The 14,523-nt window shown below is 38.0% G+C and carries 10 protein-coding genes; 6 read left to right on the forward strand and 4 right to left on the reverse strand.

Annotated elements, in window-relative coordinates; translation table 11 throughout:
• Positions 1–101 precede the first annotated feature (101 nt).
• From dnaK to lepA, 5 genes are all read left to right on the forward strand, one after another.
• Positions 102–1,994: a molecular chaperone DnaK gene (gene dnaK, locus ACFIJW_RS06335; protein WP_375633677.1), complete on the forward strand. Its 1,893-nt coding sequence runs from the start codon at positions 102–104 to the stop codon at positions 1,992–1,994.
• A 158-nt stretch (positions 1,995–2,152) separates the two neighbouring features.
• Positions 2,153–3,295, forward strand: coding sequence for a molecular chaperone DnaJ (gene dnaJ / locus ACFIJW_RS06340; RefSeq protein WP_375611466.1), 1,143 nt, complete (start codon positions 2,153–2,155; stop codon positions 3,293–3,295).
• A gap of 1,730 nt (positions 3,296–5,025) precedes the next feature.
• Entirely contained in the window at positions 5,026–5,931 is a 906-nt protein-coding gene (gene argB / locus ACFIJW_RS06345) for an acetylglutamate kinase (protein ID WP_375633738.1), read from the forward strand.
• 32 nt (positions 5,932–5,963) lie between these two features.
• Entirely contained in the window at positions 5,964–6,878 is a 915-nt protein-coding gene (locus ACFIJW_RS06350) for a DMT family transporter (RefSeq protein WP_375617501.1), read from the forward strand.
• A 1,188-nt stretch (positions 6,879–8,066) separates the two neighbouring features.
• Positions 8,067–9,872: a translation elongation factor 4 gene (lepA, locus tag ACFIJW_RS06355; RefSeq protein WP_375633739.1), complete on the forward strand. Its 1,806-nt coding sequence runs from the start codon at positions 8,067–8,069 to the stop codon at positions 9,870–9,872.
• Positions 9,873–10,443: 571 nt separating this feature from the next.
• Here the strand turns inward: lepA and dapD are convergent.
• The gene (dapD, locus tag ACFIJW_RS06360) at positions 10,444–11,292 is read right to left on the reverse strand and encodes a 2,3,4,5-tetrahydropyridine-2,6-dicarboxylate N-succinyltransferase (protein WP_375633678.1); all 849 of its coding nucleotides are present in this window, start codon (positions 11,290–11,292) and stop codon (positions 10,444–10,446) included.
• A gap of 106 nt (positions 11,293–11,398) precedes the next feature.
• Between dapD and ACFIJW_RS06365 the strand changes: the two genes are divergently transcribed.
• On the forward strand, positions 11,399–12,262 hold the full coding sequence (locus ACFIJW_RS06365; protein ID WP_375633679.1) for an LOG family protein: 864 nt from the start codon (positions 11,399–11,401) through the stop codon (positions 12,260–12,262).
• 32 nt (positions 12,263–12,294) lie between these two features.
• On the opposite strand, the gene truA is transcribed toward ACFIJW_RS06365, so the two are convergent.
• The 3 genes from truA to def are packed head-to-tail and all read right to left on the reverse strand — an operon-like array spanning position 12,295 to position 14,505.
• On the reverse strand, positions 12,295–13,038 hold the full coding sequence (gene truA, locus ACFIJW_RS06370; protein ID WP_375633680.1) for a tRNA pseudouridine(38-40) synthase TruA: 744 nt from the start codon (positions 13,036–13,038) through the stop codon (positions 12,295–12,297).
• A gap of 1 nt (position 13,039) precedes the next feature.
• Entirely contained in the window at positions 13,040–13,969 is a 930-nt protein-coding gene (fmt, locus tag ACFIJW_RS06375; RefSeq protein WP_375633681.1) for a methionyl-tRNA formyltransferase, read from the reverse strand.
• Positions 13,969–14,505 (reverse strand): peptide deformylase, encoded by a 537-nt coding sequence (gene def, locus ACFIJW_RS06380; protein WP_375620854.1) that lies wholly within the window; start codon positions 14,503–14,505, stop codon positions 13,969–13,971. Before def ends, fmt begins: the two co-directional genes overlap by 1 nt.
• Positions 14,506–14,523: the final 18 nt, after the last annotated feature.

The raw sequence follows: 14,523 nt of genomic DNA on the forward strand, positions 1-14,523 counted from the left end.
ATGTTGCTTGAAGCAATATACGGGCTTTAGGTGTTATGAGGAGCTATCTTAAAAAGATGCTTTATGAAGGTTGAGGTAGCTTGCTGAATGGAGATTATAATATGGCAAAAGTAATTGGTATTGATTTGGGGACAACGAACTCTTGTGTGGCTGTTATGGATGGCAAAAACGCAAAAGTTATTGAAAACTCAGAAGGAGCGCGAACAACACCTTCCGTTGTTGCCTTTACTGATGGGGGGGAGCGGCTTGTTGGGCAACCTGCTAAACGGCAGGCGGTGACAAATCCTGAAGGGACAGTTTTTGCAGTTAAACGTTTGATAGGGCGCCGTTTTGATGACCCTATGGTTGAAAAAGATAAAGCGCTTGTTCCTTATAAAATTGTTAAAGGTGACAATGGTGATGCATGGGTTGAAGAGGCGGGAAAGAAATATTCTCCGTCACAAATTTCAGCTATGATTTTGCAAAAGATGAAGGAAACAGCAGAATCTTATCTTGGTGAAAAAGTTGAACAAGCCGTTATTACGGTTCCTGCTTATTTTAATGATGCGCAACGTCAAGCCACGAAAGACGCAGGTAAAATTGCTGGACTTGAAGTTTTACGGATTATTAATGAGCCAACTGCTGCTGCTTTAGCTTATGGTTTGGACAAAAAGGACGGAAAAACAATTGCTGTTTACGACCTTGGTGGTGGTACATTTGATATTTCAGTCCTTGAAATTGGAGATGGCGTTTTTGAGGTTAAGTCAACCAATGGGGATACATTTTTAGGGGGTGAAGACTTTGACATGCGCTTGGTTGGTTATTTTGCCGATGAATTCAAAAAAGAGCAAGGAATTGATCTGAAAAATGATAAACTCGCTTTACAGCGCTTAAAAGAAGCGGCAGAAAAAGCAAAGATTGAGCTTTCTTCATCACAGCAAACAGAAATTAATTTACCATTTATCACGGCAGATCAATCAGGTCCCAAGCACTTAACAATGAAATTGACTCGGGCAAAATTTGAATCTCTCGTTGACGATTTAGTGCAGCGTACCATCGAACCTTGTAAAGCTGCGTTGAAAGATGCTGGATTAAAGGCCGGTGAGATTGACGAAGTTGTTTTAGTGGGTGGAATGACACGTATGCCCAAGATTCAGCAAGTTGTGCAGAGCTTCTTTGGTAAGGATCCACACAAAGGCGTTAACCCTGATGAAGTGGTCGCAATGGGTGCTGCCATCCAAGGAGGTGTATTGCAAGGCGATGTCAAAGATGTGTTGTTGCTAGATGTAACACCTTTATCTTTGGGTATTGAAACCTTGGGTGGGGTTTTCACACGCCTTATTGAGCGCAATACCACTATCCCGACGAAAAAATCGCAAGTTTTTTCGACAGCTGATGATAACCAGAGTGCTGTAACGATTCGTGTTTTCCAAGGTGAACGGGAAATGGCAAGTGATAATAAGTTATTGGCTCAATTTGATCTTGTTGGTATTCCTCCAGCACCACGTGGTATACCTCAAATTGAAGTTACTTTTGATATCGATGCGAATGGTATTGTTAATGTTTCGGCCAAAGATAAGGGAACAGGTAAAGAGCATCAAATTCGTATTCAGGCATCAGGTGGTTTAAGTGATGCTGATATTGAAAAAATGGTAAAGGATGCAGAAGAGCACGCGGCTGAGGATAAAAAACGCCGTGAAGGTGTTGAAGCTAGAAATCAAGCGGAGGCTCTTATTCATTCAACTAAAAAGTCGCTCAATGAATATGGCGATAAAGTATCAGCTGAAGAAAAGGGACAGATTGAAACAGCAATATCTGATTTGAAATCTGCGCTTGAAGGCAGTGATACGGAAGAAGTAACAACAAAGATGCAAAAATTAGCAGAAGTCAGTATGAAACTTGGACAGGCTATGTACGAAGCCTCACAAGCAGCGAGCGCTGACACTGAAACAGAGGCAAAGAATGATGATGTTGTTGATGCTGATTTTGAAGAAGTTAATGATAAGAAGAAATAGTGTCAGCATATGTGTTGATTAATTGATAAACCCGGCCTTTGAAATATAAGGCGGGGCTTTATTATTTGAGATAAGTTGCAACTTTGTTGCTAAAAATATAAATTAAAAGCAATATTATCCATAAAGATGGATGACAGAAAAATTATCAGGAATACATGATGAAGGTTGACTATTATGAAATTCTTGGCGTGACTCGCGAATGTGATGATAAAAAGTTGAAATCTGCTTTTCGTAAGTTAGCAATGCAATATCATCCTGATCGCAACGCGGGGGATAAAGAGGCAGAGCGAAAATTCAAAGAAATTGGCGAAGCCTATGAAGTTCTTAAAGATCCCCAGAAGCGTGCTGCTTATGATCGATTTGGCCATGCGGCCTTTGAAAATAGCGGTGGTCAAGGGGGAGCAAATCCCTTTGGTGGTTTTGCTGCTGGTGGTGGATTTGCGGATATTTTCGAAGACTTTTTTGGTGAGATTATGGGAGGGACACACCGTAAGCGTGGTGATAGTCGCGAACGTGGCGCAGATTTGAGTTATAATATGGAAGTGACTTTAGAAGAGGCATTTTCAGGAAAAACTGCAGAAATTAATATTCCCAGTTCCGTTACGTGTGATGTTTGTGAAGGATCAGGAGCGAGAAAAGGCTCTAAGCCGCAAGTTTGTGGAACATGTCATGGATCTGGTCGTGTGCGTGCTGCACAGGGTTTCTTTTCTATTGAGCGGACATGTCCTACATGTCATGGACGTGGTGAAACTATTACGGATCCATGCCCCAAATGTCAGGGGACACGGCGTATAGAGAAAAAACGTTCATTAAGCGTAAATGTTCCAGCTGGTATTGAAGATGGAACGCGTATTCGCCTTTCTGGTGAGGGTGATGCTGGTATTCGTGGTGGCCCCAATGGTGATCTTTATATTTTCCTTTCCATTAAACCGCATGAGTTTTTTCAGCGAGAAGGAGCAGATCTTCACTGTCGCGTTCCTATTTCAATGGTAACAGCTGCTTTAGGAGGAGAGTTTGAAGTTTCCGACCTTGATGGTGTTAAAGCACGCGTTAAGATTCCAGAAGGGACACAAAATGGACGTCAATTCCGCCTTAGAGGCAAAGGTATGCCTATGTTGCGCCGTCAGCAAGCAAGGGGTGATCTTTACATCCATATCACGATTGAGACACCGCAGAAATTAACACAAGAACAACGTGAATTGTTGCAAAAATTTGAGAAACTCTCAAATCATGAAAATTCACCGCAATCACATGGTTTTTTTTCACGTATGAAAGAATTTTTTGAAAATATTTCTGGTTAAAATATGTGAATGTTCTCAGAATAATTAGAGAGAACTGTGGGAAAGTTATTTTCATTAAGCTTTCTATTGTCTCATTATCTTTGAAAAGCATTTTTTCTTGAAAAGAAAAGAGAGAGACAGCTAATTTAGGATAAACTCCTGCTGCTGATAGTTTTTATATTTCATGAATTTTATGGATAAGTCTTATTTTTGAGTGTCTATGACATTTTAAAAAGGGCTTATCCATATAAGAACGCAATTGAGTGATTGATAATAAATATTGCCAGTGTCATGATAACTGCCTTTATGCATTCAGTATTTTTTGTGTTTATTTTTTCACTCAAAATTTCTTTTTAAAGGCTCTATAATAAAACTATAAAATAGGTAGCGGCTTGCCAAGAAACGCTAAATAAGCTGTTAGGCAATCCATCTTTTTCAAATAAAGTATCAACTTCTTATAACCGATTTTATTTTTGGCATTTTTCATAGTTTTAATCACTGCTTCCTTTAAAATAAGGGTTATTTTATTCGGAATAGCTTTTACATGCCTCATCTTAGCTTTTAGCAGTAATCATGTCTTTTTAGATGCGGATTTAGTTTTGTATTTCTGATGTCATAAATAGTTCTTCCAGATAATAAAAAACGCTATAATCAAGTTTATTTTGTTCCAAAGAAATTGTGGAATGAGATAATGTGTGTTGAATGCTAAAGAAGACATAACAAAACAAGTTTTGAGGTATTCGATGTATCTCTCTTGTGGGGAAACAGATTCGATGGAATTCACTTAATTGAATTTATTGGCATAATAAAAAGTTGGTGGGAAGATAGAGGAAGTTACCTTTAAAAAGAAAAAATAAATACAATAAAAAATAGCACAATATGCTTAGAAAACAGCACGATATATTGTTGAAATTGATTAGTGATATGGAAAGGGAAATTTACGAAATGAATCTTTTTTCATAAAATAACATAATTAAAAGAATTAAAAATTCTAAAAAACATTGAATAATTCAAGCATGTATCGCTATGCAGAAAGAAAAACTTAATGACAGATCATGAAAAATGAGAAGTTTTATAAAACCTTACGAAGAGAGTAATCTAAACAATTAAATGCTTTTACGAAAATGCTTCTGAAGAGCTACTCGCAATAAAATCAAAATATATGATAATTTTGCAAAGCCTTTTTTCAATTTTACGATATAAAAAGATAAATTATTATTATAAATCAATTTATTATAATTCTCCATGAGGAGCGTTCAGTTGACATTTCCTCATGTTTAATGATTGAGAAAAAGTCAAATTTTTAAAACCAAAGTTATAGTTTATTGAGATAAGCTATAAAGCGGTTGAGTGATTTCTTATCTTGGGAATATGTTAATTTTATTATGATAAGAAACTTTATTTTTATCTTACAAAATCAATGGTTGTATATATTCCTATTCATTGTTAAGTATCCATAGGGATAAACTAATGAGTTGAATGTACGGCTTAGCTTCAAAATTTTGCTTTTCAATTTTATATATAAGATCATAAAATAATGACATTTTTTTACGTCTATTTTGTTTAATTTTTCGCTGTCAATTTTTAAAGGAAGTATTTTGTATTTCATTTCGTTATTCCTTTTTCGTAATTTAGAGGAAAATTGACGATTTTCAGGGGAGGGGGTGGATAGAGTAAAGTTTGGTTTTATTGTTTTCACTTTTCCTAAATTTCATTAAGAGATGGTAAAAAGTGATGAGGAGGCTCTATTGATGGATGATGCTAAAAACGGTGATGTAGATGTTTTGGAAAAACAAGCAGCATTTTTATCGTCTGCTTTACCTTATATGCAAAAATATGAAAATGAAACGGTCGTGGTAAAATATGGCGGCCATGCTATGGGTGATCCTGATTTGGGGCGAGCATTTGCGCGTGATATTGCTCTATTAAAGCAATCGGGAATTAATCCTGTTGTTGTTCATGGTGGTGGGCCTCAAATTGCTGAAATTTTAATGAAAATGGGGATTGAATCGCGATTTGAAAACGGACTACGGGTAACCGATGAGCGGATCGTTGAAGTGGTTGAAATGGTTTTAGCGGGTTCCATAAATAAAGAAATTGTTGCTCTCATCAATGCTGAGGGTGAATGGGCAATAGGATTATGCGGCAAGGATGGCAATATGGTTTTTGCCGAAAAGGCTTATAAAACTGTCATTGATCCTGATTCGCATATTGAACGTGTTTTAGATTTGGGGTTTGTTGGTGAGCCTGTTGAAGTTGATCGCACATTGCTAGATCTTTTAGCATCTTCTGAAATGATACCAGTTCTTGCTCCTGTAGCTCCAGGACGCGATGGTAAAACTTATAATATCAATGCTGATATTTTTGCTGGAGCTATTGCTGGTGCATTAGAGGCTAAACGCCTTTTATTTCTCACTGATGTTCCTGGTGTTTTGGATAAACAGGGTAAACTTTTAAAAGAATTGACAGTTTCTGAAGCTGAAAAATTTATTAAAAATGGGACAATTTCAGGAGGTATGATTCCAAAAGTAGAGACTTGTATAAAAGCCCTTCAAAATGGTGTGGAAGGTGTTGTCATTTTAAATGGTAAAACTCCTCATTCTGTTTTACTAGAGCTGTTTACCGAACAGGGAGTTGGAACGCTTATTGTTTCATAAATTGTGGGGAAAATTGGAAGAGAAAGTTTTTCATGGTGAATCTAAAACAGTTTAAATATCCTTTATTAAGTAAGCCAGAATTGGCAATATTTACTGCGACAATATTGTGGGGCATTACATTTTTAGTCATTCACATTGCGGTACGCTATAGTGGTCCTCTGTTTTTTGTTGGATTTCGTTTTATTGTTGCATCTCTTATATGTGGGGTAATTTTTTGGCGCTCTATAAAAGGTATAACTGTTTATGAAGTTTTCGCTGGGATGGCGATAGGTTTAGCCATGTTTTTTGGTTATGCTTTTCAAGCAGCTGGACTTCAAACAATTATTAGTAGTCAGTCAGCTTTTATCACAGCGCTTTATGTACCGATGGTTCCAATCTTGCAATGGATTGTTTTTAAAAAACCTCCCCGTTTAGCTTGTTGGATTGGTATTATTTTCGCTTTTATTGGGCTTGTATTGATTTCAGGACAAAAGCCGGGAAATTTTGATTTTTCAAAAGGCGAAATTTTAACTTTGTTAGGCGCTTTAGCGATTGCTGGAGAAGTCATACTCATCGGAATTTTTGCGAACAAGGTTGATAGTCGGCGTGTAACCATTATTCAGTTATTTTTTAGTGGTTTTTTTTCATTTGCTTGTATGCCTTTGATGGGTGAAAGCATTCCTGAATTTTCGTGGGTGTGGTTTAATATTGGTATAGGATTGGCATTAATGAGTGCCATTATTCAATTAGCTATGAATTGGGCACAAAAGTCTATTTCCCCTACGCGTGCGACACTCATTTACGCAGGTGAACCAGTATGGGCTGGTATTGTTGGGCGTTTGGCTGGAGAACATTTATCTCCCTTAGCTTTATTAGGCGGTTTGCTTATTCTGATTGGGATCATTGTGGCTGAATTACAACCTTCACAATGGCGTAAAAAAAATAAAGCAATTAAAAAAATTGATTAGCTATACATTTTTTTATTATGATTTTATTGCATGAGATTTTTTCTTGTAGAGTTTTCATTTTTAAGGCTTTTTTAATATTAAGATGATTAAGAAGTTCTATAAGTTATTCCAGCTTTTGCATGCCAAATTGGAGAAATAGTATGCTTCTATCTGTTTGCCTAACTTCTGAAACGGGCAGACAACCTTTATTGAGCCAAAGCATGAGGTGATATAAAGGTAAAAATTAACGCCTATATTTAAATTCGGCTTTACAACTTTCAAAAACATCTACGGTAATGTTTTTGAATAATGAAAACTATGCACTGTCGCACGTTATTTCTTTTGTCCTTTAATAGAGTTACGCTTCTCACGCAAAATAGAACGTCCAAAGTACCCCATAACGTTGTACATTAAATCGTTTTTTAAAAGATAATTTTCTCAATATACATCATATTCATTGACGGTCCACATGAAGTATAGAAAAACCACAGAGCATCATTATAAATCAATGCGTTATCCAATGAATCAAAGAGGATTGGTGTGTTTTATCTTTAATAGAGGAAGGAAGGAGTTATATAAAAACATCACTCAATAGAGCATATTTCTAAAGTTTTAAAAATTGAGAAGAAACTCCCTCGATATTCATGTTATCTTATATAAGATTGCTAAAAAAGAAGATTATTGCATACAAATAAAAAAGCATTTCTTGCGAATTTATTGCAAGCCTAAATGATATACACGCCCATCATATAAATATGATAATACATTGATTTATAATTATAATATATCATTATTCACATTGAGTTAGAACCCTGAATACTGTAAAACTTTCTCACTTCAAATCATTTTCATGTTAAATCAATCCAAATCACTTGCTTACACATCACAAGTGGGTGGGGGGCATGTGGGTAAAGACTGTACAAGAAAGGCATATCTCTTATAAACTTTTTCAAGTGTAAAGGATCGTCGTAATATTGGAGGTTGGCAAAGTGTGTGATGGTGCCAGCTTACTACAGCATATGAGTTATCAAATAAGATGTGAAAGGATCATTTTAGCACCCTTGGATTTAATTTAGCAAACAAAAGCCTCATTTTTTAGGCTATAAAAAGTTGTGTTTTGAGAAGCTTTTTAGGTTTATATTCTTTTGATAGAAGCCGGAGCATAATTGGTCTTTGCGTTTTGTATTATTCTTTGCTAAATCGCCTTATATGACAATAGATCGTAATTATATTCGTAATTTTTCCATCGTGGCGCATATTGATCACGGCAAATCCACTTTAGCTGATCGTTTGATTCAAATAACAGGTGGGCTTGATACACGTGAGATGAAAGAACAAGTACTCGATTCCATGGATATTGAGCGTGAACGTGGAATTACTATTAAAGCACAGACGGTACGTTTACACTATAAAGCAAAGAATGGTGAAACCTATATTTTAAATCTTATGGATACACCTGGTCATGTGGATTTTGCTTATGAGGTTTCGCGTTCATTGGCAGCTTGTGAAGGTTCTCTGTTGGTGGTGGATGCAAGCCAAGGCGTAGAGGCGCAGACGTTAGCAAATGTTTATCAAGCCATTGATAATTCCCATGAGTTGGTTGTTGTTCTCAATAAAGTTGATCTTCCAGCAGCAGAACCTGAGCGTGTTAAAGAACAAATTGAAGATGTGATAGGCATTGATACATCTCAAGCAGTAGAAATATCAGCAAAAACAGGTTTGGGTGTTCCTGATGTTCTAGAGGCAATTGTTGCACAATTACCACCTCCACATACAGGCGATGTTGCAAATCCCTTGAAAGCAATGTTGGTTGATAGCTGGTATGACGCCTATCTTGGTGTCATTGTTTTGGTACGGGTGATAGATGGTATTTTAAAAAAAGGACAAACCATTCGTATGATGGGTACAGGAGCAAAATATCCAGTTGAGCGCGTTGGGGTTTTTACACCTAAAATGGTACAGGTTGATGAATTAGGACCAGGCGAGATTGGTTTTATCACTGCTTCTATCAAAGAGGTAGCAGATACACGGGTTGGGGATACGATTACTGAAGAGCGTCGTCCTTGTGAAAATGCTTTGCCTGGTTTTAAGCCGGCGCAACCTGTTGTCTTTTGTGGACTTTTTCCAATTGATGCTGCCGATTTTGATGATTTGCGTGCAGCCATGGGCAAATTACGCTTAAATGATGCGAGTTTTTCTTTTGAAATGGAAACGTCTGCGGCTTTGGGGTTTGGTTTTCGCTGTGGTTTTTTGGGACTTCTGCATCTTGAAATTATTCAAGAGCGATTAGAGCGTGAGTTTAATTTAGATTTAATTGCGACAGCACCTTCAGTTGTTTATCGCATGAATATGAATGATGGTTCTGTTAAAGAGTTGCACAATCCAGCGGATATGCCTGATGTGGTTAAAATTTCTTCCATAGAAGAACCATGGATTCGAGCGACAATCATGACTCCTGATAATTATCTTGGGTCAATTTTAGAGCTATGCCAAGAGCGGCGTGGGGTACAGGTTGGTTTGTCCTATGTTGGAACCCGTGCTATGGTAACGTATGATTTACCACTGAATGAAGTTGTTTTTGATTTTTATGATCGGCTAAAATCGATTTCAAAGGGTTATGCTTCTTTTGATTATCAAATGACAGATTATGCAGAAGGTGATTTAGTTAAAATGTCTATTTTGGTGAATGGAGAGCCTATTGATGCATTATCGATGCTTGTTCACCGCACGATTGCAGAAAAGCGCGGGCGTTCAATGTGTGAAAAACTGAAAGATCTTATTCCTCAGCATATGTTTCAGATTCCAGTTCAAGCGGCTATTGGTGGTAAAGTTATAGCGCGCGAAACGATTCGTGCTTTGCGTAAAGATGTAACAGCGAAATGTTACGGGGGTGATGTTACGCGTAAGCGCAAACTTTTGGAAAAGCAAAAAGAAGGCAAAAAGCGGCTGCGCCAATTTGGAAAAGTAGAAATTCCACAATCGGCATTTATTCAAGCGCTCAAAATGAACAAATAATGAAAAAAGGGTATTTTCTCTCATTGATTGCGCTTTTGCTTTTGTCGATTGGTTCAGGTGTTTAAAGGATACTTTAAATAGAATTGCGCCGTGCTTCATGTTTTTGTGTATTGCGTAATGGTGTCACTTTCTCACGTAAAACAGAATGCTTTAAACAAAATACATTTATGTTGCATATTGGCGTGCTCGTTTTCGTAAATCATCACTCAATACATCAAACTCCATTTCACAACGGGGCTATGAAAAATATAACGTAAAATACACTGTGAATGATATAAAATCCATTTGGCATTACCGCTTTTACGCGTCAGAAAGGTGCAAAGCGTACCCATCATACTCTTTTTCAGCTCAAAATATTATGACAGTCCTTATCATTTGAGAGAATTCATTAAAAGTATTTCACTCTTTTCTTAAAGTGTTTCTTACCCACACACCAACTGCGTTTGTAATGTGTAAGGAAATGATAGTGATTGATTCACTATGAAAGGATTTGAAATGAGAGAATCCTTGTATTCGAGGTTATTATTCAAGTTAAAAAACGATGAAATATTATTATGCATTAATCTTGTGTCTAAGAACGTAAAAGATCATTAATGGATGTTTTTTCTCGTGTTTTTTGATCAACGCGTTTTACAATAACAGCACAATAAAGGCTAGGTCCTGCTTCACCATTTGGTAAAGGTTTTCCAGGGAGAGAACCTGGTACAACCACTGAATAGGCTGGTACTTCACCAATAAAAATTTCACCTGTTGTACGATCAATAATCTTTGTTGATTTTCCAATAAAGACTCCCATTCCCAAAACAGCACCTTCACGGATAATACAGCCTTCAACAATTTCAGAGCGAGCACCGATAAAGCTATGATCTTCAATGATTGTTGGATTTGCTTGCAGTGGTTCTAAAACACCTCCAATACCAACACCGCCAGAAAGATGGACATGTTTACCAATTTGTGCACAAGAACCAACGGTGGTCCATGTATCAACCATTGTGCCCTCATCGATAAAAGCACCAAGATTGACAAAGGATGGCATCAATATAACATTGGGTGCAATGTAAGCAGAATGACGTACAATGGCTCCAGGAACGGAACGGAAATCAGCACTTTTAAAATCTGCCTCTTGCCAACCAGAGAATTTTGAAGGAACTTTATCCCACCAATGTGTCCCATTGATTCCACCAGTAATAATTTGCATAGGATTAAGCCGAAAAGAGAGCAAAACCGCTTTTTTCAACCATTGATGAACATGCCATTGTCCATTTTTTTGTCGTTCTGCAACACGGATTTCACCTTTATCAAGAAGGTTCAATGCATGTTCAACACTCTCACGTATTTCGCCTTTTGTGGTAGTATCGATGGAATCGCGATCGTCAAAAGCTTGTTCGATAATAATTTCAAGTTGTGTGATATGGGTCATGACGAGAGTTCCGTTAAACAAGTTGAAAGCTTCAAGATTTATTCTCTATGAACTACGCGAAGAAATGTGTTCAGTCAATAAAACGATGAGGAAGTAGGACAGGTGCATGAAAAAAGGCTGTAAAGAAAAAAGAAAAAGGGAGCAAGAAAACTGGACACCACTTCTCCATACGAAGGATGCTCTACAACAGATCCATAAAGTCTCTAATTCAGCACAAGTGCGTTCGTCTACTTATCGTTTAGCCTATATCGATCAAGATTTTATGATGCGTCCAGAGCTGCGCTCACAACGTATTAGTCTTGAATTTTTAAAGCCGGAAATAACCCTTAAAGAATATGATATTCAATCAACAGTTGTTTTGTTTGGTGGTGCGCGTATTCCTGAACCTGGGCAAGCAGCGTGGGCTGCAAAGAATGAAATACAAAAGAAAAATTTGCATGCTATGTCACATTATTACGATGAAGCAAGAGAGTTTTCACGTTTGTGCTCACTTTATTCTGCTACGACACAATATCGTGAATTTGTGGTTGTTACGGGGGGCGGACCAGGAATCATGGAGGCGGGAAATCGTGGTGCTTGTGATGTTGGTGCTCCAACGATTGGCTTGAATATTATTTTACCACATGAGCAAGAGCCTAATTCGTATGTGTCGCCGCATTTATGTTTCAATTTTCATTATTTAGGGATGCGCAAAATGCATTTTTTAGTACGAGCGAAAGCCCTAGCCATTTTCCCTGGAGGATTTGGGACTCTGGATGAACTGTTTGAGACATTAACTTTAGTACAGACGGGGCGTATGAAACAGGTACCAATTTTATTGTTTGGCAAAGAATTTTGGAGCAATACTGTCAATTTTGAGTATCTGTCTGCACAAGGTACAATTTCTCCTACTGATATTAATTTTGTAAAATTTGTTAATACAGCAGCAGAAGCTTTTGAAGAAATTCGTTCTTTTTATAAACTGCTTTAACGACTTTTGAGATGTTCACTCTTGAAGGATCATTAATACTCTACTTTGGTTAAATAAAGTCCTGCGGGGGGGGCAACAACACCACAACGTTTACGATCTTTAGCATGAAGAGCTGTTTCGAGATCTTGAGCTGTCCAACGTCCAATACCCACTTCCATGAGGCTTCCTGCGAATGAACGGATTTGATGATGAAGAAAAGAACGAGCTTGTGCATAAAGGAAAATTTCTTCACCTTCTCTTTGAATATCGAGGCGTTCAAGGGTGCGAATAGGGCTTTTGGCTTGGCAGTGTGCTGAACGGAAAGTTGTAAAATCATGTTGTCCTACAAGCTTTTGCGCTGCTTCATGCATGGCGTCAGCATTAAGAGGCTTTGGCAACCACCACACGCGTTTGGCATTTAAGGCTGGTGGAGAGCGACGATTAAGTATTTTAAAAAGATAATGGCGTTTTATAGCGGAAAATCGTGCATCAAAGTCATCAGGGACATTTTCTACGTTTAGGATTGAAATTGCTTCTCCCTGTTTTCGTAAAAGAGCATTGAGCGCATCACGTACAGTATGGGGATGCCAGTTTTTTTCAAAATCAACATGCGCAACTTGTCCCGTAGCATGTACTCCTGCATCCGTTCGTCCTGCTGTTGTTATGGTCAATTGTTGTCCACTAAAGGAAAAGAGTGCTTGTTCAAGAGCTCCTTGTATAGTGTGAAGTTTTGCTTGACGCTGCCAACCAGCATAATTTGAACCATCATATTCAAGAGTGAGTTTAAAACGTGGCATCTTAAAAAACAGCAGAAATATGAGCACCTCGCAAAAATGTTGCGCACTCAAGAATTTTACCGCCAGATCTTTGGAGAGAGGTTATTTCTATCCGTCCTTGCCCACAATGGATAATCAAAGAATCTGGTTCTATCCGTCCAATTTCAAGAGAAGGACCTGTTGTTAAGCGACTATCAAGAATTTTTACACGTTCTTCTCGTCCACCGATATTCATGTTGCACCAGCAACTAGGAGAGGGAGAGAGCGCGCGAATATGCCTATGAATAAACTCTGCAGGTTTTGTCCAATCAATGCGGGTCTCTTCTTTTCTAATTTTGGCCGCATAGGTAATGCCTTCCTCTGATTGTGGGGTCAGTTTAAGTTGTCCTTTTTCAAGAGTTGATAAAGTCTCTACCATAAGTTCTGCGCCAATATGTGAAAGTCTGTTTGAAAGCTCAGCAGTGGTGGTGTTATCAGTAATGGGGATGGAGCGAGAAAGAGCGATAGGCCCCGTATCAAGTCCTTCATCCATTTTCATGATCATGATACCTGTTTCTTTATCACCAGCCATAATTGCTCGTTGAATAGGCGCAGCACCACGCCAACGTGGTAAGAGTGAAGCGTGGGCATTAAAACAACCAAAACGCGGCGTTTCGAGAATAGCTTTAGGTAAAAGGAGTCCATAAGCCACGACAATAGCAGCATCAACAGAAAGTGCTGCAAATTGCTCCTGTTGTTCGGCTGTTTTAAGTGTTTGAGGCGTGAAGACAGGAATGGATTTCTTTTTTGCTACATTGTGAACAGGTGAGGGGATTAATTTAAGCCCTCGACGTCCTGCTGGGCGAGGGGGTTGACTATAAACAGCAACAACATCATGACCTGCATCCAGTAAAGCATGTAAAATAGGAACAGAAAAATCTGGTGTTCCCATAAAACTTAATCGTAAAGCCATTACAAAACTGCTTCCTGCATGTTTTTTTCTTTTGCGCGTTTTTTAAATTTTCGTATCACCATATCGCGTTTGATCTTTGAAATGTAATCAATAAAAAGGCGCCCATCTAAATGATCAATTTCATGCTGCAAGCAAGTTGCTAAGAGATCGTCTGCTTCAATTTCTGTTTGTTTTCCTTCACGGTTCTGATAGCGAACACGAAGGCGTTTAGGACGTTCAACCTCTGCAAAATAATCAGGAATAGAAAGACAACCTTCTTTGTAAATATTACGCTCATCTGAAAGCCATAAAATTTCAGGGTTGATAATAACAAGTGGTTTTTTCTGCTCATCTTCAGAATTTCCAGAGACATCTATAACCAACATACGTAGCGGTATACCAATTTGAATAGCAGCAAGACCAACGCCCTTAGCATTATACATGGTTTCCAACATGTCATCCGCAAGTTTTTGGAGAGCTGAATCGACCTGCTCAACAGGTTTGGACACTTCCCGTAAAATCGGATCAGGTAAAGTAACTAAAGATCTCATTGGCATAAGTAGAGATTAATCAAT

It is taken from the genome of Bartonella sp. MM97QHHN (genome assembly GCF_042194285.1).
In the GTDB taxonomy this organism is placed as follows: Bacteria; Pseudomonadota; Alphaproteobacteria; order Rhizobiales; family Rhizobiaceae; genus Bartonella.